The sequence below is a fragment of the Paraburkholderia sp. BR10882 genome (assembly GCF_040948855.1).
Classification (GTDB): domain Bacteria; phylum Pseudomonadota; class Gammaproteobacteria; order Burkholderiales; family Burkholderiaceae; genus Paraburkholderia; species Paraburkholderia nodosa_A.
The window spans coordinates 92761-115024 of sequence record NZ_JBFPKP010000019.1; the positions used below are offsets into that span (position 1 = coordinate 92761).

Sequence of the window (22264 nt, forward strand, 5' to 3'; positions counted from 1 at the left end):
AGTTTGCACGTCAATACTTGAAAGTCTTTGGATTCGAATTGCCCCACCCAATGTACAGTTCAGAAAGTGCATCGCCATAATTGATCGCCTCCGATTCCGCCTGAGTAATTTCCTCGTCGCCCTGCCTTCCGAATAAGACAACTTCGTCACCTGGATTGACGTGCGGGCAATCCGTTACATCAACCGTAAGGCTGTTCATGGAAACCTTTCCGATTACAGGTACTCGCTGTCCAGACACGAGTACGAAACCTTTGTTCGAAAAAACCCTTCTGTAACCATTAAAATAACCCACGGCAACGTAAGCCAACTTCGAGTCGCGCCTTAACGTAATCGTCTTGTCATACCCGACGGTGTTCCCTGCAGGGAAACTGTTGACCGATACCACGCGCGACTTGAATTGCATCACGCGCAAATATTCCGTATGCGCACCCATTGAATCTCCGAATAGAACTGCGCCGGGTCTCACCATATCCATTCTGGACTCGGGCACGTTGAGGGCCGGAAAGGAGCTCGCGCTGTGCAAGATCACCGCATTTTGCTCCACCTTACTATTCTTGAAGAACCAATCCAAATCCGTTTTGAATACCTCCAACGCACGCCTGATCTCCTCTTCTTCTTCAACGGCGAAATGTGTCATTACTCCGACGATCGTCAGATAAGCGTCCTTGCTAAGTGCGAGCGAATCCGATCTGCCCTGCTGAGTCGACATTTCAATGCCATTCCCACTCATCCCACCTGAATTGAACGCAAGATGAACTCTTAGCGTGCGCCCATAGCTCTGAGCCAATCTTCCCGCAGCGTGAGCGATTTCTGCGTTGCCCACGAGCTCCTCAACTCCGAGGTTTTCATCGAGCGCAGCGTCGATCTCTTGCAACGTTGCTGCACGTACCCGGATAAGCGCGCCGCCAAACCCGGAGGCGCGCGCAACACGGGCCTCGCGATTGTCCGCGATACCAATATAAGCCAAGCCAGTTTTGATAATAGTAGGCATCAAATGACGGATGCCATGTCCGAAAGCATCGGCCTTCAAGACTGCGCAAATCTTGGATTGTCCTCCGATTGCACGTTGAAACGTCCGAATGTTGCGCTCAAACGCCGCGAGGTCGATTTCCACCCATGAATTGCATTCTGCCATGTTAAACCCTGGCTCCGGCGAACAGGGAAGCGCTTTATCTGAGATGGCGTGCTCGTGCGAATTCATATAAGTTGCAGCGAACCCTTTCACGACATTATCGGTCAATTTATAAAGCTCCTTGTTTCGCAGCGCGCTTCCGCGCGACGTCGATTTTCGAATCGCTCAAAACGGATTCCCTGCTCCCCACTGTGCACTGCAAGTCATAGAGGATTGAATCTGTTCAGCTGCCAGCGTCGAAATATGGGATGTTAAGATTGCTGCGATGTCGTCGGACAACAACAATGAGTTAACGTTGATCTCAGAGCTTCTTCAAGAAAACCTCTGAACACTGAACGGCGACGGATTTGTGAACGTTTTCGAATCTGTCATCTGTTCAGCCAACAGCCGTCCGCTAACAGGCCCAAGTGTCAGTCCATGATGAGCATGTCCGAAATTGAACCAGACACCGGGATGATTAGGAGCCGGACCGATAACTGGTCGCATATCAGGCAAGCACGGTCGACGGCCCATCCACGGCGCATCTTCCACATGCCCCCCCAACGAGAAGACCTTTCTCGCAAGCGCTTCAGCACGCCGAATTTGGATCAGGCCAGGAGGAGTGCCGGGCCGAGAGAACTCAATTCCCGTAGTCAATCGAATTCCCGCGGTCATGGGCGCCAAAACAAACCCACCTGCACTATCACAAAGCGGATGATTCGGCATTCCCAGCGACGTCGGGTCAAAATGTAAATGATAGCCACGCTTGGTAGCTAACGGCACCTTGTACCCCAGAGACCGACCAATGACGTCCGAATCAGCGCCGAGCGCAATCACAAAATCCTTCGCGGTAAGCTGTCCTACATCTGACTCAACCGCCCAGTTCGAACCGTCACGGCGAAAACTCCGCGCGTCCCCACGAACGACCTTCCCCCCTCCTTTTTGGAAAAGCTGGGTGTAGGCGTTTAACATTGCACGCGGATCGCGGACCGTCTTCGGATCGTTCCAACGTATCCCACCAACAACCGAATCGCTGATACCTGGCTCTAACTGGAGGAGGTCACCCTTGCTCAAAAAATCACACGAAAGCTTGTAACATTTTAGCTCGTTGGCCTCGCCGCAAGCAGATCTGAGCTTTTCGGAGTCGCGATAAATTTCAATCCATCCCTTTGTAGAAACCAACTTTTCTATTCCAGATCGCTCAATCAGCTTGTCGTGCTCTTCTACACACCGCTCAATCAGAGGCAGCATGGCTTCTGCGGCTCGACGGAGATTGCTCGAACTCGACTGCATCCAATACGCAAACATCCACCCCGCAATTCCGGGCAAAGCATCCAAGTCGTACCTCACATCCGGCTCTCGATTCAAGGCATAACGAAGGAGCCGGCTGAACTGGCGAGGAAACGCATACGGGATCACGCTCGATCGCTCGATTAGGCCCGCGTTTCCGACGCTTGCTCCTGCAGCGGGAAGACGCCTGTCAATCACACAAACGTGCCGCCCTCGATCCTGGAGCTGCAGAGCAGTAGAGATTCCAATTATCCCGGCACCCATCACCACGCAGTCAAATCTCAACTCCCACTCCTTTGTACAAGTATTCTGAATCTTTAGCCCGCGTTAGGACAACGCGCTCGCCGTAACAACTGCTCATCAACCAGAAACCAAGTTTGCGGCCACCAATGTGCAGGGTAGCGGAGGCTGTTTTCGGATCGCGCACCCACATTCGAATTAGCTGTCGGTGTTTGGTGATTCAATCTGTCGTTCAGCCGACTATATTCTCAACGCCCGCCATATAATATAAAGACACCGATTATTTTTCTATCACCCCAAAGGAGGATAAATGTCTAGCCGCTCCACCTAGGCAGCAAGCTCCAGGCGCGCACGCCTCTACAAACGGCCTAAGCGAGCCACTTACAGACCAGTCGTTTTGGTCGGCTGCGCGCAATCACGCAAGCAGCACCTCGTGCAACTGGTCCCATATACCAGCGGCCTGCCAGTCACGCAAACGATGACAGCAACTCATGCCGCTGCGGCGCCCCGTCTCGCGATGCAGTAGGTCCCACCGCAGGTCCGTCTGTAAGACAAAGAGGATTCAGGACGGCAGCTTGTTGAGTGGCTTGCGTCCATAACAAACTCGCCGAAGCGTTGGAGGAGGCAGCAACGGTTTTCTGAGTTCCCAAAGGTCATCGTCGAGTATTGGCTTGGCCATATCCTTTTTCATCGTCTAAAGAATGAAAAGCTAAACATAATTCAGCGAACGTAAGCTGCTCCTTTTAGAGGTTCTTAGCCCGATCAATGAATACGGCGAAAGTTGTTATTTACCATTCAAAGTAATTTTTTCAACTCTGCTCGACTGAAGAGCCCACTTTGTCGCGATTTTCGAATATGTTCCGTTCTCGATCAGTTTATCGAGTGCGCCGTGTACCGCATCGCGCAAGGCTGTATTATTCTTAGCAAAGGCGATCCCCATGGGGCTAATTGCGAACGGCCCGCCAAGCGGCTTAAAAGTGTTGGGTTCGAGCTTCATGTTGTACGGAAGCGTTTCGCTGCCTTGGACGCCGCCGGCTATGCGCTTTTGCTTGAGTTGCAAGCGTGCAGCCGACGTATCCTCCGTACCGATGACATCAATCGGTGCTTTACCGACGCAATTCTTCTCGCTCCAAGCTTTAATGTCGGCAGGAAACGAAGTACTGCGACTCGTACCTACTGATTTTCCGCACAGGTCAGTTGGCTTTTTGAACTCGTTTTCAGTCGAGCTCAGAACATAAAATTGGGCGCCCGAGCTGAAGTAGTCAAGGAAGTCGACGGAGGCGTGGCGGGCGGGCAGATCGCTCACCCCGCTCAACACCATATCGACCCGCCCTGAAGTGAGCGACGGCAAAAGTTGTTCGAACGCCGATTCATGCCAATCCAGCTTAACGTTCAGTTCCTTTGCGATGGCATTTCCCAGGTCGATGTCAAAACCTACCAAATCTCCGCTTTCCGGATCCTTGTATTCCATAGGAGGGTAGATTGCGTTCACCGCCACCTTGATCGTTCTCGACTTCGCGATCGCGTCTGGCAAGGCTTGCGAATGAGCCACTGTTGCCGAGAGCATCGTCAGACATGCAATCAGTGCCTGAGAACCAATGGACAGTCGTTGGGATTTATACATAACACCGACCTCAAGAGATGGTCAATCAAGAATGCACGTTTGGTGTGCGTGAGCTGAAGCTACTTGAACTTTCTTTACTCTGATTTCCGTTGACCTCCACCAAGTAATCCTAATCGACTATTTTTATCTATTTCCGCCCCCCCGAGACTGCATAGTACAGCTATCTTGGTATCGACAACTTTCGTTTCCAGCCAGCTTTGCTGCTCTTTTCCTTGTTGCGTGCGCCTTGGCAGAACTGGTCTTGAAGCGCCGAGGTTCATTGCCAGTCTCGACGACGTGGCAGGGATGCATAGGCCCGGTACACCAGCGCCGTCGTCGTCTTTGCATCCCTGAACACCGCCGCCCACTCGCAGAAGCTGAGATCGACGGTGATCGCGATACTGATATGCACGTAGCCGTGACGTTGCGCGGCGAATGGGACAATCATCGTGGTGCTGCCGCACGCAGCGGACACGCTCGCCGAATATCAGTCGTCGGCGCCCTTGATGTTTATGCCGCGGCGCTGCTCGACATGGTAATGCGTGTCGATCCGGCCGGGCAGCACGTATTTGCCGTCGCATCGATATCGCGCTTGGCCCGCGGGCAGACCGTGTTCCACGGCGACGTCGTGGTCGCCTGCAATGCCCACGCCCGCCTCGAACACCTCTTTGTCCAATGCGACGAGGCCGTTGCGTTTCGTCAGGTCGAATTGATGCACAGTCGTGTTCATCCGCTTGAGATTCAGAAATGCGTTTCGAGGGGCTCGCGTTCGTTGCGTGCATCGAACCACCAGCCGACGCACGCGCGCGCGAGCGCGTCGGTCGGATCGATGGCGGTGGCGTCGAGTGAAACGCCCACGAGCGCCACGGGAATTTCCGTGCAAGCGAGCAGCAGCGCATCCGCGCCCCGTGCGATCAACGCGCCCGCCGCGTGCGTGAGGAGCATGCGGGCGTCGTCGATGCGACCGGCTTTCACCGCGCCGATCGCGGCGGAGACATGCGTGGCCTGCAACGCGTCATCGGGCGTAATGGCATCGATGCCGTTTGCGGCCAGCTGATCATGATAGATGCGCGCCTGCAACGTCGCATTGGTCGCCAGGATGCCGACCTTGCGTGCGCCGAGCGACTGGCGCAGCAACGCATCGATGGCCGCTTCGCCTATATGCAGCACAGGCAGCGCCGTTTCTTTCGCGAGCCGCGCATGCCAGACGTGGGCGGTATTGCACGGAATGGCGATGGCTGCACATCCGGCGGCCTCAAGCGTGCGCAGTCCGTCAAGCAGATGCGGCCACGGCGCGTCCGACCCCGCAAGAAACGCGGCGCTGCGATCCGGCACTTGTGGCACATTATGTACGATCACGGGCATATGCTCCTGATCTGATGCGGCGGGCGTCGCCTGAATTAGCTTGACGAGGAAATCCGCGGTTGCGAGCGGTCCCATGCCGCCTAGCACGCCGAGCCGTGGCAGCGGCATCATCGGCTCGGTCATTTGATACCCCGCTCACGGCAGACAGAAACCGCCAGCGACGCGGCCGTCCAACACGGATCGATTACGGGCACACCGGGAGCGGCTTCGTTATCGGCGCGCAACGGCGTCATGTCCCCGCAGCCCAGCACGACGACATCCGCACCGTCTTCGACGCGCAGCGCACGCCCGGTCGAGGCGAACTCGTCGCGCGCAAGATCACGATCGCCCGATTCGTCCGCGCCGAGATTCACCGCCTGTGCGCCCGCAATGAGATTGCCTGAGCGCACCGCACGGTACGAGTGCAAGTGGCGCGGCATCCCGCGCGAGCTCGCCGCGATCACTCCGATGCGCAATGCGCGGGCGAGCGCCACGCCCATGGCCGCCGCCCCGATAGTGATGACGGGCTTCTTCGTGACTTCGCGCGCATGCAGTCCCGGATCGCTGTAGAACGCAATCACGAAGGCCACTGCGTCGGCCGCATGGCGCGCAACATAGTCTGTGACGGCGACGGCGTGGTATGCAATGCGTTGCGTTTCGATGCCGCCCGGCACTGTATGCAGCGTCTCGAATGCGGCAGGTGCGCCCTGTTCGACGCGCAAAGCGCGCACGGTTTTTTCAGTCTCGCGTGTGACGTCGCCGAGACCGTTCGGTTTCGGAAATACGATGGATTGGGACATGGCTCGACGGAGAAATAAGACCTTGATCGAACGATACGCCCGTACGAATGCGCCGTGAAATAGGCCAAATTTCGTATCTCATAGACGGCATGCATGGGTGTGTTGGACACACTCTTGAATATCCATTCTTGAACTGCACTGTCCGGAATTTCACCAACTGCTCACGCTGCCGACGCATCATGAGTACCACCTGTTGCGTCTCGGTTTTTGCCGCGCCTGCGCATACCGGCGTCATTCCACATCGACAATTTCTTTGACGATCTCTTGCCAAACATCACACGTACGTAGGCGCGGGTGAATGGTTTGAAAGTTTGAAATGTCCCGCTGCTTGTGCGGATTAGCTTCGCACGGCTGACGAGGAAGAACTTTAGAAGGTCTTGGCAGGCATTCCTGCGGCGGTGCGCGAACAGCTGTGAAATCGTCGATCGTGCGTCAGGTCTGGCGTCAGATGTAATACCATCACAGTCTCCGGTGTCGACGATTTCTGCCATGCTTGACGCAAGTGCTGCAACGCAGTTGGATCCGATGTGTGTTGCCGCGGTCATCGACTCGCTCGGTGACGTGCGCTCCTTTCAAGCGACATTTGATGCGGTCGGCAGGCACCTGTCTTTCGAGCTGGTATCGATCATGGTCTATCGGGGTCGAGGCCGACCGGTGCTGGCCTATGACACGTTTGATGGAACCCCATACCATCAGGGGCTGCTGAACTATCTGCAGTTCTCGTATGTCCTCAGTCCTTTTTATCAGGCCTACCTTGACGGCATATCACCTGGTGTCTATCGCATGAGGGACCTCGTCCCGGACGAATACCCTGTCTCGGATGCCTTCAAAAGCGTTCCGGCAGCCTTGTGCCACGCAGAAGAGGTGAACTACCTGACGGACGGTTGGCCGGCGCAACAAGAAGAATTGTTGCTGCTAGTGGGGCTTCCTGATGGAGCGATGGCTGAAGTCAGCTTCCTTCGTCCGCAGAGCGAACTCGGGATAAGCAATCAGGAGATCGAGGTCGCAGCGGACCTGGCGCCGTTTGTATCCGCAGTCGTCAGGGCCAACTGGGATCGCCTGAATCGGGAGCGGCATCAAATGCCCGACGCTGGTATAGATGCCGCCTTTGCGACGTTTGGCCGAGATGCTCTCTCCGCGAGAGAGGCAGAAATCGTCCGACTCATCCTACAAGGACACTCCTCAGTGTCCATAAGTCTCCGTTTGAATATCTCGATCACCACGGTCAAGAGCCATCGGAAGAACGCCTATGCCAAGCTGAACATTTCCACGCAGTCTGAACTCATGGCGCTGTTCCTCAAATCGCTTGCGGCCTGACGCGATCGGCCATGATCCCGAGGAACCGGAGGGTCTCATGCCGAATTGCTCGGCATGAGACTCGCCGCCTTTGCTTCTACTTCTTCACGGAATAGGCCTTGCTGAAATCCTGCGTGGATTGTTCGTCGCGAAGCGCCAGCGAACGGAAGAATCGCGGTGCCGCGGACGGCTCATTCGTCTCAATGCAGGGTTCAGGTGTTCCCCGGGCAATAAATCGACCGCTGCCGCGTTCGGCATGAAGTGTTCCGTCCGAAACGATCACGCGACCACGGCTGATCACCGTTTCAGGCCATCCGGTAACGTTCATGCCTTCGTACGGCGTGTAGCCGGTTCTGTCGTGCAGGTCGTCGGCCGTTAGCGTGACCTGCCTTGTCGGGTCCCAGACGGCGATATCCGCGTCGGAGCCGATGCCCAGATGCCCCTTCTGGGGATACATGCCGTAAGTCCGCGCATGATTCGTGGCCGTAAGCGCGACAAACTGCTCCAGCGTGATTTTTCCGGTGCCGACCCCCTCGGAGAACAACACCGGCAGGCGCGCTTCCAGACCGGGCATGCCGTTGGCCATCTGCTTGAAGGTCGTGGCTGCGCCATATGGCAGCTTGCCGGTTTCATCAAACCGGTAAGGTGCATGGTCTGACGAGAGTGTCTGAAGTACGCCCGATTTCATGCCGTCCCACAACGCCGCTTGCGCTTCGGCATCCCGCAGCGGAGGGCTGCAACAGTACTTCGCGCCCTCCATGTCGGGATGATCCATGGCTTCTTCGGTCAAGACCAGATAATGGGTACACGTCTCGCCGAGCACTCGCGCCCCCAAGGCCTGTGCTGCCTGAATCGTCGCCAATGCATCCTTGGCGGAGACGTGCACGATCATGATCGGCACGTCGAACATGCTGGACAGACGGATGATGCGATTGGTGGCCTCGGCCTCCGCCAATGCGACGTGGCTCACACCGTGGAATTTGGGCGCCTTGTAGTTCTTCTCGACGAGCTTCGACGAAACCCACCGAATGACGTCGTTGTTCTCCGCGTGCACCATGACCAACGCCTTCTCGCGGGCCGCGAGTGCAAGGACGTCGAGCAACTGGTAGTCATCGAGCTTGAGCGCGTCGTACGTCATATACACCTTGAACGACGTAATGCCGGCGCGTATCAATTCGACAAGATCGTGCTGGAGCGTCTTGTCGTCCGTCTCAGACAGAATCACGTGATAGCTGTAGTCGATCACTGACTTCTCTGCGGCCAGGCGCGCGTATTCCTTGGCAACTTCCTTCAAAGACGTACCGCGATGCTGGGCAGCGAAGGGAACGATAGTCGTCGTGCCCCCGAATGCGGCGGATACGCTGGCCGAATACCAGTCGTCAGCGCCCATCATGCCCATGCCTGACCGCTGTTCCACATGGCAATGGGTGTCGACACCGCCGGGGAGTACTAGTTTCCCAGTGGCATCGATGTCTGTCTTGCCCGGGGGCAAGCCGAACTCAACCGCAGAGATCACGCCATCGCGAACGCCAAGATCTGCTTTGATGGTGCCGCTCTCCGTCACAACGGTACCGCCTCGTACGGTCAGATCGAACTGCGTCATTTGGCTTCCTTGGTCGCTGCATCGGCAGCAGGCGCTTGCTCGGTCGAGCGAATGGCTTGGATGATTGACACGGCTGCGGCGGTGCAAGGGTCGACGACCGGAACGCCAAGCTCCTTCTCAAGGGCGTCGCGCATCTCGGTCATGCCAGCGCAACCCAGCACGACGACATCGGCGCCGTCCAAATCGCGAAGCATCCCGCCCACTTCGATCAAGCGGCCCATCGCACGGTTTCGGTTTGCGGATTCGGCGACGGTCAAGTCTATCGAACGCTCTCCCGCAATGGTTTGCGCGATGCCCAACGTTCGGTAATAGCGCCAGTGCCGATCGATACCGGCTCCGCTGACGGCGATGACGCCAGGCCTTTTACCCAGGCGCAATGCTGCCACGAGCCCAGCGTCGCCAATGCCGAGCACGGGGACTGATGTGATTTCCCGCGCCGCAAATACTCCCGGGTCGCTATAGCAAGCCACGATGAAGCCCGCGGCATCGTCGATCCCGTCAATGAAATTGGCGACGAGGGGGGCTGCGATGTCGGCGTCGCGCTGGGTCATGATGCCAGGCGGCGCATCTGCCAGTGTCACGAACCTGAATGGGAGCGGGCAGTCCCCGATCGCCGATTTGACTGCGCGGGAGATGGTGTCTGTTACCGCCACCAGTGAGTTCGGGTTGATCACGTACACGCTGTTACTCATGGCCTTTTTCTCGATCCAGAGTTGTTTTTTTACTAATGTATCTGGACGAAATCCATGAGTAAAATAGGCTAAATTTCGTACGCCATAGACACAATGCATATGTCCGTGCGACCGCCAAACCGAGTCATCTGGATCTGAGAGGTCCATTTCTGTGAACTTCGACGAAGAAGGGCAACGGCAGGCGACGATGAGCCTGCGGCAGCTGGAGATTTTCCGGACCGTCATGATAGCCGGGTCGATCAGCGAAGCAGCGCGGCTTCTCTTTATTGCTCAGCCGTCGGTGACCAGAATCCTGCAACTCACGGAGCAGCGTCTGGGTTTTCTCTTGTTCGAGCGTATTCGCGGCCGCCTGCATCCGACGCCAGAAGCGAAGCGCATCTACGAAGAAGTTGAATCTGCCTATTCAGGCGTGCAGCGGGTCAACGATCTGGTGCGAGCATTGGTGGAGGGGCGCAGCGGCAAATTGAACGTCGTTTGCAGCCCGAGCCTAGGCGTGCACTTGATTCCCCGGGCAATCGCGGAATTCAACCGTCGCTTTCCAGGGCTCCAGATTCACTTCGAGCCACTGACACACAACAATCTCATTCCCCGCATTTTGTTCGGCCAGAACTATCTGGCCGTGTCGATGTTCGACATTGCGCATCCGAACCTCGTGGTGGAGCCGCTTGCCAGGGTTCCGATCGTTGTTGCAGCGCCACGGAGTACGTTCGGTCAAAAGAGGTTTGTCGGCCTGGATGACCTGGCCGGTCATGCCTGGATCGACTACCCGCATGACACTCCGCTGGGCAAGGTCGTTGAGGATGCGCTCGATGGTGCTGAGAGGCCGGTGCCAATCGTGGAGGTTCGCTCGGCGATCAGCGCTTGCCAGCTTGCGTTGGAAGGGGTTGGAATCGCGTTGGTGGATCCGTTCTGTGCGAGCGATGCGTTGCGGTCGGGTCTCGACGTCAAGCCGCTCCGGCCGGAGAAGCGATTGCAGGTCAGTGCCGTGTACTCGCACGCAGAGCCGCTGTCCCATTCTGCCCGTGAGTTCTTGGAGATCCTGCGTCAGGTTTTTGCGGACTATCCAGCTTGATCGAGGGCGCCAGCGGGTCGAATTGCAGCCGCTGGCACAAGTCGCGTCGACTTAGATGCTATTGGTGTTGATCGTCACTTTCGGCACCGCGCTACTGGCGGAAAGCCCCCATTTGATCAGCAACGACGCGTAAGAGCCATCGTCAATGGCTCGCTGCATCGCCTTTGCCAGTTCCTGTTGCAGGGCGGCATCGGCCTTGTTCACGCCGATCCCCATCAAGTGAAATTCCAGCGGCTCGCCGACAGTGACGAACTGACCGCCGCTCTGCTTGATAACGAACGGGATCGTCAGGCTGTCCATCAGGACAGCATCGGTCCGGCCTTGCCGCATCTGCATGCGGGCATCGATGCTGTTTTCGGCCGGCATATAGACAGCCGCTGGCAGCCCATTCTTGACGCAGACCGACTCGCTCCAGCGGTGGAAGGTCTCGGGATCGCTGGTCAATCGGCTGATGCCGACCTTCTTGCCGCAAAGGCTGGCGGGCGTCTTGTAGGGGCTCGTCGGAAGCGTGAGAAATTGCGAGCCCGAGCGAAGGTAGTCGACAAACGCAATCTGATCCCTACGCTCCGGCGTGTCGAACATGCCATTGAAGAAAATCTGGATTCGCCCGGTCTTCACCGCCGATATCAGCTCGGCATAACTGGTTTCGGTCCACGACAGTGGACGCCCCATATGCGACGCCAGAATCCCAGCCAGCTCGACGTCAAACCCGGCCAACTGATTGGTTGCGGGGTCACGCATGTCGAGAGGAGGGTAGTTAGGGTAGATGCCGGCCTGTATGGCGTCCTTGGCATGAGCTGTCGTTCCAACCGCGTAGAGCGCCATGGCACAAGCACTGATCAGGCAATTCCATCGAAATCGCTTCGGCATTTGCGGAGTCCAGAGTGGTGGAGGAAAAATGGGCTTTGCGGCACTATTGCGCCGCGATCGTCATGCATCGAGCCACGGCAGTTCCGACTTCGGTTTGACGATGTCCGGGTTCTCGTCAAACATTCGCTGCCAGACCCTGCGAGTCACTGACTCGGCTTCCTGAAGCAGGGCAAGCTCGTCGAACGTTACGACCTTGGCTTCGCGCAACACGTATTCGCCGTCGACGATGACGGTGTCGACAATGCCGGGATGGCCGTAGTGAACGAGGTTGGAGGTGAGTCGGATGAGGGGCCTCATCGCGACGGTGTTCAGGTTGATGAGCACGAGATCGGCCTTCTTTCCGACCTCCAGCGATCCGATTTCGCCGCCAGCCCCGACCGATTGCGCGCCACTCAGAGTCGCGGCATGAAAAATCTCGCCCGGTCCCGGATCGATGCCGCCTTCGGCCATCAATCCGCCCTCGCGGCCGCGGCCAGTACGCCACGTGACGGATCCGAAGGCCATCGCTTGGAACATGTCCTCACTCATGTTATCGGTGCCGAGCGCAAATGCGACGCCGGCTTCACGAATCGGTCCGAGCAGTGCCTTGTGCATACCACGTCGCGAAAAGCTTGCCGGCGTGTGCGCCATACGGACGTGATTCGCTGCCAGCAGCGCAATATCGTCACGGTCGCAGAACGTCCAGTGTGTGGCGACCAGGTCCGGCCCGAGAAACCCTTCGCGGTGGAGATAGCCCGATGAAGAGACGCTATAGTGTTCGCGGACGGATTTCTCCTCAGCCAGACTCTGCGAAAGGTGGATGGTCCGGGTAAGCCCATGCTTATCGGCCAACGCCTTAAGTCGATGCAGCATCTTCGGTGAGCAATTGTCTGGCGCGTGAGCGGCGACCTGACATCGAACCCGATCCCCGTAGGTCCCGTGATAGCTCTCGATCAGTGCTTCGCTGCGCTCGAAAAACTGGTTGCCGAACGCCTCATTGACGGAATAGTCGCCCAAGCGAATTCTCCGGGTGTCGATGTCCGCACAGGCTTCGGACACCCAGAGGCGCAAGCCGGTACGAGCCATGGCGTCGACATACCCCGCGACATGTCGGAATGGATCGACCATGGTGGTCGTGCCACTTCGGATTGCCTCCAGGCAACCGAGTTGGGCGATGACGGAGCGCTCTTCCGGTGTCATCGAATATGACACCGGTGTCATGTACCTATAGATCGAGTCTCCCGTCCAGTCTTCTACGGTACCGCGCAGGGCCATCAGCACGGAATGGGTATGGGCGTTCACGAAGCCCGGAATCACCGCTTTTCCTTTGCCGGATTGCCGCGGCAAATGGGGGTAGCGTTGTTCAAGCTCAGCTGTCGGGCCGATGGCCTCGATGCGATTTCCGACGATGGCAACAGCGGTGTGGTCAGTGATGACTTGTTGCTGCGCATCTTGCAGCACCACCGCGTCGGTAACAAGAAGGTCCATGGCCCGTTCGTCTTATTCAGTGGCGTGGCGTTGTTTGGCTGCGTCGGCAGCTTCGCAGGCGGCAAAATGCGTGGCGATCTCGTGACCAGTAGCGATCCAGACATCCCCATACGTCTTCGTACGTTCGATGAACTCACGCAGGATCTTGAAGCGGATGGGACGGCCGCTGACCTGCGGGTGGAGGATCGTCGTGATCAGACCACCCCATTCGCGCGTGATCTCCATTTCGTCGTTCCAGATCGAGAGCACGTGTTCGCGCGGGAAGAGCGGGCGCGGGCTGAAGCGGTGCGTCAGGCCGTACATCCAGTCGTCAAACGTCATCGTGGCAGGCAGCTCGATGACGCCGGGGGTGCCGTCTGCCAACACATGGCGATACGGGCGCACGTCGTCGCGCCATGAGCTCGAGTACAGGAATCCCTTTTCCTTGAGCAGCACGCGCAGCTCTTCGCAGCTTTCGCCTTCCGGTGCGCGATAGCCCGTCGGGACGACGCCCAGCACGCGCTTCAGCGCATCCAGACCGGCCTCCAGTTCTTCCACGATATTCGGGGAGCCGACGTCCGGCATCAGGTGGTAGTAGCCATGGTGGGCAATCTCGTGCCCGTCACGAAGGACCGCCTCAATCACTGCCGTATGCGCATCGATCGCCCATCCCGCAGTGAAAAAGGTGGCCTTGACCTCCAGATCACGGAACAGCTCGAGCATCTTCGAGATACCGACGCGCGCCTCATAGCCCCCGTACGAGATCGTCACAAGCCGTTCGTAGTTCTTCACGTCCTTGGTCGTCCAGGCCATCTCGGCGTCGATGTCGACCGCCAGGAACATGGCGCTCTTAGACGGGCCGTTCTTCGTGTCGGGCCACGGGTAGATGGGGGACAGCGGGGCACGGTTTGCGGGATGAAGCGGGACGCGAGACATCGTTTTCTGCTCCTGAGGCGTTGCCGAGTTGATTGTGTACGGTAGAGACCAGATCCAGCCCGAATGCGCCGCGGAGGCCGGACTTCACTCACTTTCCGGGCGTATGAGCAACACCTTAGCAATGAAAAGTCATTACGAATAATAGGCCAAAAATGCCTTCCCATAGCTTAAATGCATGGGCTGGATCCGTGGTGCGGCGAATCGGACCACCCATGCATTTCGTCTATATGAAACCAATTTTGGCCTATTTCCCTTATGGCTATTTGGCTTGTTACCTTGAATCCCGGATCGCGACGCATGGCATCTATCGAAAGCACTACGTCACAAGACATGTGCGCCGCGCTGTTGCGCACTTCGAACAGACAAGAGGAAAGGATGAGTCAACATCGCAGGATCGGGCTTGCCGTCGCTCAAATGGGGCCGGTGCATCTGGCGGACAGTCGCGAGGCCGTTGTCGGCCGACTGATCGAAATGTTGCGCGAGGCGAAAAGCCGCAATGCGAATTTCGTGGTGTTCCCCGAGCTCGCATTGACAACGTTCTTCCCGCGCTACTGGATGAGCGAAGCGCAGGCGGTGGAACGCTTTTTCGAGCCGAGCATGCCGAGTGCCGCGACGCTGCCACTCTTCGAACTCGCCAAACAGTACGGCATCGGCTTCTATCTCGGGTATGCCGAACTTACCGAACACGGCCGACGGTTCAACACCGCAGTGCTGGTCGACGCCGACGGCACGATCGTGCGTAAGTACCGGAAGATTCACCTGCCCGGCCATTCGGATCATAAGCCGGATGCACCGTTCCAGCACTTGGAGAAAAAATACTTCGAAGTCGGGGATCTGGGATTCCCTGTCGCCGAGATGCAAGGCGCGAAGATCGGCATGTGCATCTGTAACGACCGTCGCTGGCCTGAAACCTGGCGTGCCATGTCGCTCCAGAGCGCTGAGCTGGGCGTTGTCGGCTACAACACACCGTCACTCAATATCCACTGGAACGAACCGCCGCATCTGCGGATGCACACGCATCTGGTTACGCTCCAGGCCAGCGCCTACCAAAACGCCATGTGGATTGCCGCGGCAGCCAAATGCGGTGCCGAGGACGGATTCCACATGATCGGCGGCTCGGTCATCGTCGCGCCGTCTGGCGAGATCGCCGCGCAGTCGCAAAGCGAAGAAGACGAGGTCATCTTCGTGAACGCGGATTTGGCACTCGGTGACACATTCCGCGAGCACGTCTTCAATTTTGCGAAACATCGCCGCCCGGAGCATTACAAGCTGATCGTGGAGCGCATCGGTGCCGGCGAGCCGCTGCCGGATGCCGAGTGATAGCCCGCGACCGCAACGTCACCGATCAAGCAGACATGGAGAAAGATATGCGCCTCATTCCGACCGATACCGTGGCCGCAAACCCGCTGGGATTGCGTGTTGCCGACGTTGCAGGACTCCAGCGGATCAAGCGTCGGCATTACGGAAGATATGTCGCGTCCATGATGTTGATCGCGATTCTGGCCTACATCGCAGTGGCGTTCGCAAAAGGGCAGATCGAGTGGTCGTACGTCGGCAAGTTCCTCACGGCCCGCACGATCCTCGCCGGTCTGGGCAATACGATCGTCATGACAATACTGGCGATGACGTTAGGCGTCGTCATCGGCGTAGTCGTCGCCGTCATGAGATTGTCGGACAACCCCGTGCTGCAGACGGTTGCCCAGGGGTACGTGTGGTTCTTCCGCGGAACGCCGGTCATCTTGCAGCTGCTGATCTGGTTCAACCTCGCGCTCGTCTTTCCGACCATCGGGCTTCCCGGCCTTGCCGAGTACCGAACGGTGGACGTGATGACGCCGTTCCTTGCAGCGCTGCTCGGTCTGGGAATCAACCAAGGGGCTTACACGTCTGAGGTCGTTCGGGCCGGCCTGCTGTCGGTGGACGTCGGCCAGTACGAAGCGTCGAAGGCCATCGGCATGCCGCGTCTCCAGGCGCTGCGCCGCATCGTGCTTCCTCAGGCCATGCGAGTAATTGTCCCGCCGATCGGCAACGAGCTGATCGGCATGGTCAAGCTGACGTCGCTTGCCAGCGTCATCCAGTTCAGCGAAATCCTCCACAACGCGCAGAACATCTACTACGCCAATGCCCGTGTGATCGAGCTGTTGATCGTGGCTGCCGTCTGGTACCTGGTGGTTGTCTCCGTGCTCTCGCTGGTGCAATCCCGAATCGAGCGCCATTTCTCGCGCGGTAACCTGCGCCCGACCAACAAGTGAGGAGATTTGCGATGACCCGCATCATTCAGGCCAAAGGCGTGCGCAAGTTCTATGGGGACTTCGAGGCATTGAAAGGGATCGACCTGGACGTCTCGTCGGGCGAGGTGCTATGCATCATCGGTCCGTCAGGTTCCGGCAAGAGCACATTTCTTCGATGCATCAATCAGTTGGAAAGCATTGACGACGGCTTGCTCAGCGTAAACGATGAGATCCTTGGCTACCGACAGGTGGGTAACAAGCTTTATCCGCTGTCGGAGCGCCAGGTGTCACGCCAACGCCTGGCGACCGGCATGGTCTTTCAGCGATTCAACCTGTTTCCTCACAAGACCGTGATGGAAAACATCATCGAAGGGCCGACGCAAGTCCTTGGACGTAAGCGAGCCGATGTCGAAGGCGAAGCGATGGGGCTGCTTGAGCGGGTAGGGCTGGCGCACAAGCGTGATGCCTTTCCCGCGATGCTCTCAGGTGGTCAGCAACAGCGGGTGGCCATTGCGCGAGCCTTGGCCATGAAACCGAAGCTGATGCTCTTCGATGAGCCGACATCTGCGCTCGATCCGGAGCTGGTCTCCGATGTGCTCAACGTTATGAAAGATCTTGCGAACAGCGGCATGACCATGATCGTCGTGACCCACGAATTGGGTTTCGCTCGGGAGGTCGCCGACCGTGTCGTGTTCATGGATCAGGGGTGCTTGATCGAATCGGGCTCGCCAGAGCAGGTGCTCTCTTGCCCCCAGCATGCGCGCACCAAAGAATTCATCTCCGCCGTCATCCACTGAAGGCCATAGGTCCACCAAACGTAAGGTCAAATATCATGAAAAGTGCACTGGCTGTTGCTCGCCTGCGATTCGCCGCGACCGCCTTCTCGTTGTGTCTCGGCGTACTCGCGACGACCGCTTCACATGCCCAAGTACCTGCGAACATTCGTATCGCCGTGGTTCCGAACTACCCACCGCTCGAATTCAAGGACACGTCTAGCGGTGCCGTCTCGGGCTTCGACGTTGATCTCGGCGAAGCGATCGCCAAGCGCATGGGGGCAAAGCTCACCTGGCAAGAGACGAGCTTCGACCAGATGGTCGCTGCCTTGCAAACCAATCGAGTGGACATGATTCTGTCTGGCATGACCGATCTGCCGTCGCGCCGGGAAGTCGTGACGTTCGTCGATTATATGAAGTCGGGCCCACAGTTCTACGTTCAGAAGGCTCGCGCGACGGAGTTCGGTTCGATCACCGCGCTCTGCGGCAAACGTGTTGGCGTCAATCGACGCGGCAGTTGGCCGACTGAAGTGGCGCAGTGGAGTGACGCAAACTGCGTGAAGGCTAACAAGCCGGCTATTACGGTTGTCGGCACAGACGGTTCGGCGGACGCTCGCATGCAACTTCGGCAGAATCGTGTTGATGCAGCAGTCCAAGGGGGCGAGACGATTGCCTACGTCAACGGCATCGACAACAATGCTTATGCTGCGGTCGCGCAGCCGTTCAACTGGCAATACAACGGCATTGGTATTTCAAAGAATAACCCGCAGATGGTGAAGGCCGTTTCCGAGGCACTCAATCAGATCATTGCGGATGGGACCTACCAGACAATCCTGAAGAAGTGGAACATCGAGCAGTTCGCCATCAGCAAGGCACTCATCAACTCGCAAGAGTAGATTGACTGCCAATATCGATTCCTAGGGCGAAGTCCTCGAGCGGCGCACTGGGAGGGATCATAGCGACGCATGCGCGGAATAGCAGCTTAAGTCCATTCGATGCATGAAGTGCATGAAGGACGGCGAAGGCCGCGCCAGTCAACTTCGACTGTTGATGCAACGCCGACCTGGCGACCGACATCAGCGCGCACGCACGCCGCTGCGACAGGCCTCGCGCATTCGCGTAGGCAAGCTGCAGGTGGCGAGCGGGCGCGCTCACCACTTTTTTTGCGTTGATTTTCCTCTCACATCGCGTTCGAGGTCAACCGTCACTACCGCGCGACCAATTCGGTCGTTTCGCGGCCAAGTGCTTCCGAGGCCCCGCCCACTGTCCATAGAAGAAAAATCGAAGTGGATATAGAGAAATTGCGCTTCTGAAAATATAGTTAAGTCCTCTCAGACGCGGGGACGACAAAATGACGGGGCAGTTGCGTGTGAACGGCGGTCGCTTATGGGAGCGGCTGATGCAGCTGGGTGAAATCGGTGGGACGGAAAATGGGGGCTCGCGACGTTTGGCTCTGTCTGACCTCGACAAAGAGGGCCGGGAATTGGTCATGCACTGGACGCGGGAAGCCGGCATGAACGTGACCATCGACGAAGTGGGAAACGTTTTCGGCCGTCGCGCGGGTCGAGATAACGCTCAAGCGCCGGTTATGACCGGTAGCCATATCGATACGCAACCGTCCGGGGGAAAGTTCGACGGTTGCTACGGCGTTATCGCGGGACTTGAGGTCATTCAAACCCTCGCAGAGCTCGGAGTCGAGACCAACGCGCCGCTCGAACTCGCAGTCTGGACAAATGAAGAGGGTGCCCGATTTGTACCGACAATGATGGGCTCGGGCGTTTTCGCGGGAAGTATTTCGCTGGAGCACGCATGGTCGGCGCGGGATGCTAATGGCTTTTCCGTAAAACAGGAACTCGAGCGCCTTGGTTACATCGGCAACGAGCGCATTGGCGAGCACGCAGTGGGCGCCTACTTCGAAGCACATATCGAACAAGGACCGGTGCTCGAAGCCGAAAAAATCGTTATCGGCGTTGTAACCGGGGTCCTTGGGATACGCTTGATTAATGTGACTGTAAGCGGCGTTGAGGCGCATGCAGGTCCGACGCCGATGGACATCCGCAAGGATGCGCTGTACGCGGCTGCACCCGTATTCACGAAAATTGTCGACCTGGGGAAGCAGTTCGGAAAGTTTGCCAGAGCGACTGTCGGAGAGGTCATTGTCCTTCCCGGGTCACGGAACACGATTCCGGGAAATGTGCGCTTCAGTGTCGACCTGCGGCATCTGGAAACCGAGTCCCTTCAAGAAATGGTCGAAGCAGTGCGTGCGATCTGCGTTCGCGCTCAATCGGAAACGGGACTCACTTTCGAGTTCGACGAACTGCAATCCGTCGTCCCGACACGCTTTGACTCGGCAATGGTTGATGCAGTGCGACTGGCTGTTTCGAAGACGTCGCACTCGTCCGTGGACATTGTCTCCGGTGCCGGTCACGATGCGTGCAACATGGCCAAAGTGGCTCCGACCGCGATGATTTTCGTTCCGTGCCGCGACGGCATTAGTCACAATGAAATCGCGTGGGCCGCACCGGAGCATCTCGAGGCGGGGGCGAACGTGTTGCTCGGCGCGATGCTTCATCAGGCGGGAGTTTGAAATGGCGGACAAAAAATCGTTAGCGCCGTCTTTGGAGGCTCAGATTTGCGACTCGGTTGATGATGGTTTCGACACTCAGCTGAACATACTGAGTGACCTCGTCCGCATACCTTCGCAGCGCGGCGACGAGGAGGCGCAGCGCTATATGGCAAAGCTATATACCGAACGCAATCTCGAAGTGGACAGCTGGAAGGTCGAAGTCGACGCGATTCGACATCTTCCAGGCTTCTCGCCCGTCGCAGTCAGTTACGACAACGCTGTGAACGTTGTCGGCACTCATCGAAGCCGCACGCGCCGGGGGCGCTCGCTCATCCTTAACGGTCACATTGACGTGGTTCCGGTTGGCCCTCTGGACCAATGGACGAAAGACCCCTACGGCGCACTGATTCAAGACGGTTGGATGTACGGCAGAGGCGCCGGGGATATGAAGGCGGGCCTTATCGCCTGCATTTCGGCGCTTGATGCTCTCTCGCGTTTAGGACTGCAACCGGCGGCGGACGTTTTTCTCCAATCCGTAGTGGAAGAGGAGTGCACCGGCAACGGAGCACTCGCGTGCCTCGCGCGAGGCTACAAGGCCGAGGCGGCGTTCATTCCCGAGCCTCTCGAGCCGAAGCTCATGAGAGCCCAAGTCGGGCCAATGTGGTTCCAAGTGCAGGTCGCTGGCGACCCGCAGCATGCGTCCGCAGCATTTTCGGGTGCAGGTGCAAACGCGATCGAGAAAGCAATTGTGCTCATTCAGGCGCTACGCGAACTCGAGGAACGGTGGAATGCGCGCAAGCGCGAACACAGACATTTCTGCAACCACCCGCATCCCATCCGATTCAATCTCGGGAAAATCGTGGGTGGCGATTGGCCGTCTAGTGTTCCCGCGTGGTGCCACTTCGACATGCGCGTGGCCGTCTATCCGGGGCAAGGTCTTGAGGAGACACGTCGGGAGATTGAAGCATTTATCGCTGACGTTGCTGCGAGCGACCCATTCCTGAAGCATCAGCCGCCGAAAGTTGTGTACCACGGCTTCATGGCCGAAGGCTACGTGCTGGAGAATTCCGAGGAGGTCGAGACGGTGCTTCATGATGCGCATAGGACTGTGTTTGGCGAAGAACTGCAAGAACACGTGACCTCAGCAGCAACTGACGCGCGCTTCTTCGGACTTTATGCGGACACACCAGCCATCGTCTACGGCCCTCATTGCCGAATGCCACATGGTTACGACGAGGCGGTGAGCCTCGAATCACTCAAACAGGTTACGAAGACTCTCGCCCTCTTCATTGCGGGTTGGTGCGGTACCGAGGAGAAAATGTCTTGAAAGCAGAAAGTCACGACCTCTTGAACGATGAGTTGTTCAACGCTCCAACTATCCATTGGACGGTAGTGGAAGCAGAGGCAGTTGTTGAGAAGGTATACGGGAAGCAGGTTCATGCAACGCTCCTCAGCGGCGAGCGCGACCAGAACTTCCTGGTTGAGACAAGAGAGCGAGAGCGCTTTTTGCTCAAAATAACGCATCCCGCCGAGGACCCTGCAGTAACCGTCTTCCAAACGAAGGTGCAAGAACGTCTGCTGTCAGCTGACGATGCACTGCCGGTGCCGAGCATTTTTCCGGCACATAGTGGCGAGTCGATTCATTGGCATGACGGCCAGGACGGCGTCCGTCAGGCCATTCGACTCATGACATTCATGCCCGGGACGCCATTGAATAAGTTGAAACGGAGCAAGACCCAGCGCTTGGCGCTAGGACGTGCACTGGCGCACTTTGACCTTGCTTTGGAAGGGTTCGCCACCGTGTTGCCGAACCAAGACTTGCTCTGGAACACGGCTCGAGCCGACCGCCTTCGAGGTCTCATCGAATTCATCGAAGACAAAGACAGGCATGCTCTGGCACTACGGCAGATGGACCGCTTTGAAGGAGTTGTACTCCCGCGTCTCGATGGGTTACGACGACAGGTCATTCACAACGACCTGAATGCATACAACGTCATGATGGACGAGTCTCGCCCTCATGTGGTGACCGCAATTCTGGACTTTGGCGATATTGTCGAGGCACCGCTGGTCGTCGATGTTGCCGTGGCGAGTGCATACCAACTCGCATCAACCTCGAACCCGCTTGAGACGGCGGCGCAGGTAGTCGCTGGTTACCACTCTGTCAACCCTTTGACCGAAGACGAAATCGAGTTGATTCCCGAGTTGATAGCGGCCCGGCTTCTTACGACCGTGTGCATCACGGGTTGGCGGGCGGCGCTCCACCCAGAAAATCGGGATTACATCCTGCGCAACAACCCACTCTCCTGGGACGGACTCACGCGGTTGGAGTCGCTGTCGCAGGCTGACGCATTAGGCACCATTCACGGTGCCATTCATTCGCTTGAGGAGTTTTAA

Annotated in this window: 22 protein-coding genes and 2 pseudogenes; 9 read left to right on the forward strand and 15 right to left on the reverse strand. The window is 57.6% G+C overall.

The genetic code is table 11. The features are described 5' to 3' along the window. Window positions 1–10: 10 nt before the first annotated feature. From alr to AB3X99_RS33030, 9 genes and pseudogenes are all read right to left on the reverse strand, one after another. Window positions 11–1240: an alanine racemase gene (alr, locus tag AB3X99_RS32990; protein ID WP_368619313.1), complete on the reverse strand. Its 1230-nt coding sequence runs from the start codon at window positions 1238–1240 to the stop codon at window positions 11–13. Window positions 1241–1444: 204 nt separating this feature from the next. After that, window positions 1445–2665 (reverse strand): NAD(P)/FAD-dependent oxidoreductase, encoded by a 1221-nt coding sequence (locus AB3X99_RS32995; protein WP_368619351.1) that lies wholly within the window; start codon window positions 2663–2665, stop codon window positions 1445–1447. A 394-nt stretch (window positions 2666–3059) separates the two neighbouring features. Then, window positions 3060–3320, reverse strand: a pseudogene (locus tag AB3X99_RS33000) (transposase); the annotation flags it as partial. Window positions 3321–3425: 105 nt separating this feature from the next. Beyond that, complete coding sequence (locus AB3X99_RS33005) at window positions 3426–4265, reverse strand: ABC transporter substrate-binding protein (RefSeq protein WP_368619314.1); 840 nt, start codon at window positions 4263–4265, stop codon at window positions 3426–3428. A gap of 256 nt (window positions 4266–4521) precedes the next feature. Beyond that, window positions 4522–4692: a hypothetical protein gene (locus AB3X99_RS33010; protein WP_368619315.1), complete on the reverse strand. Its 171-nt coding sequence runs from the start codon at window positions 4690–4692 to the stop codon at window positions 4522–4524. A 39-nt stretch (window positions 4693–4731) separates the two neighbouring features. Beyond that, window positions 4732–4974, reverse strand: a complete 243-nt coding sequence (locus AB3X99_RS33015; protein ID WP_368619316.1) for a hypothetical protein — start codon at window positions 4972–4974, stop codon at window positions 4732–4734. A gap of 11 nt (window positions 4975–4985) precedes the next feature. Further along, entirely contained in the window at window positions 4986–5732 is a 747-nt protein-coding gene (locus AB3X99_RS33020; protein WP_368619317.1) for an aspartate/glutamate racemase family protein, read from the reverse strand. Next, entirely contained in the window at window positions 5729–6388 is a 660-nt protein-coding gene (locus AB3X99_RS33025; protein ID WP_368619318.1) for an aspartate/glutamate racemase family protein, read from the reverse strand. Before AB3X99_RS33025 ends, AB3X99_RS33020 begins: the two co-directional genes overlap by 4 nt. A gap of 161 nt (window positions 6389–6549) precedes the next feature. Next, on the reverse strand, window positions 6550–6879 hold the full coding sequence (locus AB3X99_RS33030; protein ID WP_368619319.1) for a hypothetical protein: 330 nt from the start codon (window positions 6877–6879) through the stop codon (window positions 6550–6552). Between AB3X99_RS33030 and AB3X99_RS33035 the strand changes: the two genes are divergently transcribed. Beyond that, window positions 6878–7705 carry a response regulator transcription factor gene (locus AB3X99_RS33035; protein ID WP_368619320.1) on the forward strand — a complete coding sequence of 276 codons (828 nt, stop codon included), beginning with the start codon at window positions 6878–6880 and terminating at the stop codon, window positions 7703–7705. The genes AB3X99_RS33030 and AB3X99_RS33035 overlap by 2 nt on opposite strands. A 76-nt stretch (window positions 7706–7781) precedes the next feature. Here the strand turns inward: AB3X99_RS33035 and hydA are convergent, their stop codons facing one another. Both hydA and AB3X99_RS33045 read right to left on the reverse strand, forming a co-directional pair. Beyond that, window positions 7782–9287: a dihydropyrimidinase gene (hydA, locus tag AB3X99_RS33040; RefSeq protein ID WP_368619321.1), complete on the reverse strand. Its 1506-nt coding sequence runs from the start codon at window positions 9285–9287 to the stop codon at window positions 7782–7784. Continuing rightward, on the reverse strand, window positions 9284–9979 hold the full coding sequence (locus AB3X99_RS33045; protein WP_368619322.1) for an aspartate/glutamate racemase family protein: 696 nt from the start codon (window positions 9977–9979) through the stop codon (window positions 9284–9286). The genes hydA and AB3X99_RS33045 overlap by 4 nt, the downstream gene beginning before the upstream one ends. 151 nt (window positions 9980–10130) lie before the next feature. On the opposite strand from AB3X99_RS33045, the gene AB3X99_RS33050 reads away from it, so the two are divergent. After that, on the forward strand, window positions 10131–11051 hold the full coding sequence (locus tag AB3X99_RS33050; protein ID WP_368619323.1) for a LysR family transcriptional regulator: 921 nt from the start codon (window positions 10131–10133) through the stop codon (window positions 11049–11051). A 51-nt stretch (window positions 11052–11102) separates the two neighbouring features. Here AB3X99_RS33050 and AB3X99_RS33055 read toward each other — a convergent pair whose 3' ends face one another. From AB3X99_RS33055 to AB3X99_RS33065, 3 genes are read right to left on the reverse strand one after another with little or no spacing between them, the layout of a single operon-like run. Then, on the reverse strand, window positions 11103–11921 hold the full coding sequence (locus AB3X99_RS33055) for an ABC transporter substrate-binding protein (RefSeq protein WP_368619324.1): 819 nt from the start codon (window positions 11919–11921) through the stop codon (window positions 11103–11105). Window positions 11922–11981: 60 nt separating this feature from the next. Continuing rightward, on the reverse strand, window positions 11982–13388 hold the full coding sequence (locus AB3X99_RS33060; protein WP_368619325.1) for an amidohydrolase family protein: 1407 nt from the start codon (window positions 13386–13388) through the stop codon (window positions 11982–11984). Window positions 13389–13400: 12 nt separating this feature from the next. Further along, window positions 13401–14303, reverse strand: a complete 903-nt coding sequence (locus AB3X99_RS33065; protein ID WP_368619326.1) for a polysaccharide deacetylase — start codon at window positions 14301–14303, stop codon at window positions 13401–13403. 375 nt (window positions 14304–14678) lie between these two features. On the opposite strand from AB3X99_RS33065, the gene AB3X99_RS33070 reads away from it, so the two are divergent. The 4 genes from AB3X99_RS33070 to AB3X99_RS33085 are packed head-to-tail and all read left to right on the forward strand — an operon-like array spanning window position 14679 to window position 18200. Continuing rightward, on the forward strand, window positions 14679–15623 hold the full coding sequence (locus AB3X99_RS33070) for an N-carbamoyl-D-amino-acid hydrolase (protein ID WP_368619352.1): 945 nt from the start codon (window positions 14679–14681) through the stop codon (window positions 15621–15623). Window positions 15624–15670: 47 nt separating this feature from the next. After that, entirely contained in the window at window positions 15671–16552 is an 882-nt protein-coding gene (locus tag AB3X99_RS33075; RefSeq protein WP_368619353.1) for an amino acid ABC transporter permease, read from the forward strand. An 11-nt stretch (window positions 16553–16563) separates the two neighbouring features. After that, window positions 16564–17328 (forward strand): amino acid ABC transporter ATP-binding protein, encoded by a 765-nt coding sequence (locus AB3X99_RS33080; protein WP_368619327.1) that lies wholly within the window; start codon window positions 16564–16566, stop codon window positions 17326–17328. A 35-nt stretch (window positions 17329–17363) separates the two neighbouring features. Next, window positions 17364–18200: an ABC transporter substrate-binding protein gene (locus AB3X99_RS33085; protein ID WP_368619328.1), complete on the forward strand. Its 837-nt coding sequence runs from the start codon at window positions 17364–17366 to the stop codon at window positions 18198–18200. A gap of 139 nt (window positions 18201–18339) precedes the next feature. Here AB3X99_RS33085 and AB3X99_RS33090 read toward each other — a convergent pair. Continuing rightward, window positions 18340–18503: pseudogene (locus tag AB3X99_RS33090) on the reverse strand (IS3 family transposase); the annotation flags it as partial. A 152-nt stretch (window positions 18504–18655) separates the two neighbouring features. Between AB3X99_RS33090 and AB3X99_RS33095 the strand changes: the two are divergent. The 3 genes from AB3X99_RS33095 to AB3X99_RS33105 are packed head-to-tail and all read left to right on the forward strand — an operon-like array spanning window position 18656 to window position 22264. Further along, window positions 18656–19891, forward strand: coding sequence for a Zn-dependent hydrolase (locus AB3X99_RS33095; protein ID WP_368619329.1), 1236 nt, complete (start codon window positions 18656–18658; stop codon window positions 19889–19891). A 1-nt stretch (window position 19892) separates the two neighbouring features. Then, window positions 19893–21197 carry an ArgE/DapE family deacylase gene (locus AB3X99_RS33100; RefSeq protein ID WP_368619330.1) on the forward strand — a complete coding sequence of 435 codons (1305 nt, stop codon included), beginning with the start codon at window positions 19893–19895 and terminating at the stop codon, window positions 21195–21197. Further along, on the forward strand, window positions 21194–22264 hold the full coding sequence (locus AB3X99_RS33105) for a phosphotransferase (RefSeq protein ID WP_368619331.1): 1071 nt from the start codon (window positions 21194–21196) through the stop codon (window positions 22262–22264). Before AB3X99_RS33100 ends, AB3X99_RS33105 begins: the two co-directional genes overlap by 4 nt.

What these genes read in the sequence shown, in the direction of transcription:
- AB3X99_RS33100 (WP_368619330.1), top strand. Translation starts at nt 19,893, where the DNA reads ATGGCGGACAAAAAATCGTTAGCGCCGTCTTTGGAGGCTCAGATTTGC.
- AB3X99_RS33035 (WP_368619320.1), top strand. Translation starts at nt 6,878, where the DNA reads ATGCTTGACGCAAGTGCTGCAACGCAGTTGGATCCGATGTGTGTTGCC.
- AB3X99_RS33075 (WP_368619353.1), top strand. Translation starts at nt 15,671, where the DNA reads ATGCGCCTCATTCCGACCGATACCGTGGCCGCAAACCCGCTGGGATTG.
- AB3X99_RS33020 (WP_368619317.1), bottom strand. Translation starts at nt 5,732, where the DNA reads ATGACCGAGCCGATGATGCCGCTGCCACGGCTCGGCGTGCTAGGCGGC.
- AB3X99_RS33045 (WP_368619322.1), bottom strand. Translation starts at nt 9,979, where the DNA reads ATGAGTAACAGCGTGTACGTGATCAACCCGAACTCACTGGTGGCGGTA.
- AB3X99_RS33010 (WP_368619315.1), bottom strand. Translation starts at nt 4,692, where the DNA reads ATGATTGTCCCATTCGCCGCGCAACGTCACGGCTACGTGCATATCAGT.
- AB3X99_RS33080 (WP_368619327.1), top strand. Translation starts at nt 16,564, where the DNA reads ATGACCCGCATCATTCAGGCCAAAGGCGTGCGCAAGTTCTATGGGGAC.
- AB3X99_RS33095 (WP_368619329.1), top strand. Translation starts at nt 18,656, where the DNA reads ATGACGGGGCAGTTGCGTGTGAACGGCGGTCGCTTATGGGAGCGGCTG.
- AB3X99_RS32995 (WP_368619351.1), bottom strand. Translation starts at nt 2,665, where the DNA reads ATGGGTGCCGGGATAATTGGAATCTCTACTGCTCTGCAGCTCCAGGAT.
- AB3X99_RS33005 (WP_368619314.1), bottom strand. Translation starts at nt 4,265, where the DNA reads ATGTATAAATCCCAACGACTGTCCATTGGTTCTCAGGCACTGATTGCA.
- AB3X99_RS33085 (WP_368619328.1), top strand. Translation starts at nt 17,364, where the DNA reads ATGAAAAGTGCACTGGCTGTTGCTCGCCTGCGATTCGCCGCGACCGCC.
- AB3X99_RS33025 (WP_368619318.1), bottom strand. Translation starts at nt 6,388, where the DNA reads ATGTCCCAATCCATCGTATTTCCGAAACCGAACGGTCTCGGCGACGTC.
- AB3X99_RS33015 (WP_368619316.1), bottom strand. Translation starts at nt 4,974, where the DNA reads ATGAACACGACTGTGCATCAATTCGACCTGACGAAACGCAACGGCCTC.
- AB3X99_RS33060 (WP_368619325.1), bottom strand. Translation starts at nt 13,388, where the DNA reads ATGGACCTTCTTGTTACCGACGCGGTGGTGCTGCAAGATGCGCAGCAA.
- AB3X99_RS33030 (WP_368619319.1), bottom strand. Translation starts at nt 6,879, where the DNA reads ATGGCAGAAATCGTCGACACCGGAGACTGTGATGGTATTACATCTGAC.
- AB3X99_RS33055 (WP_368619324.1), bottom strand. Translation starts at nt 11,921, where the DNA reads ATGCCGAAGCGATTTCGATGGAATTGCCTGATCAGTGCTTGTGCCATG.
- AB3X99_RS33070 (WP_368619352.1), top strand. Translation starts at nt 14,679, where the DNA reads ATGAGTCAACATCGCAGGATCGGGCTTGCCGTCGCTCAAATGGGGCCG.
- AB3X99_RS33065 (WP_368619326.1), bottom strand. Translation starts at nt 14,303, where the DNA reads ATGTCTCGCGTCCCGCTTCATCCCGCAAACCGTGCCCCGCTGTCCCCC.
- hydA (WP_368619321.1), bottom strand. Translation starts at nt 9,287, where the DNA reads ATGACGCAGTTCGATCTGACCGTACGAGGCGGTACCGTTGTGACGGAG.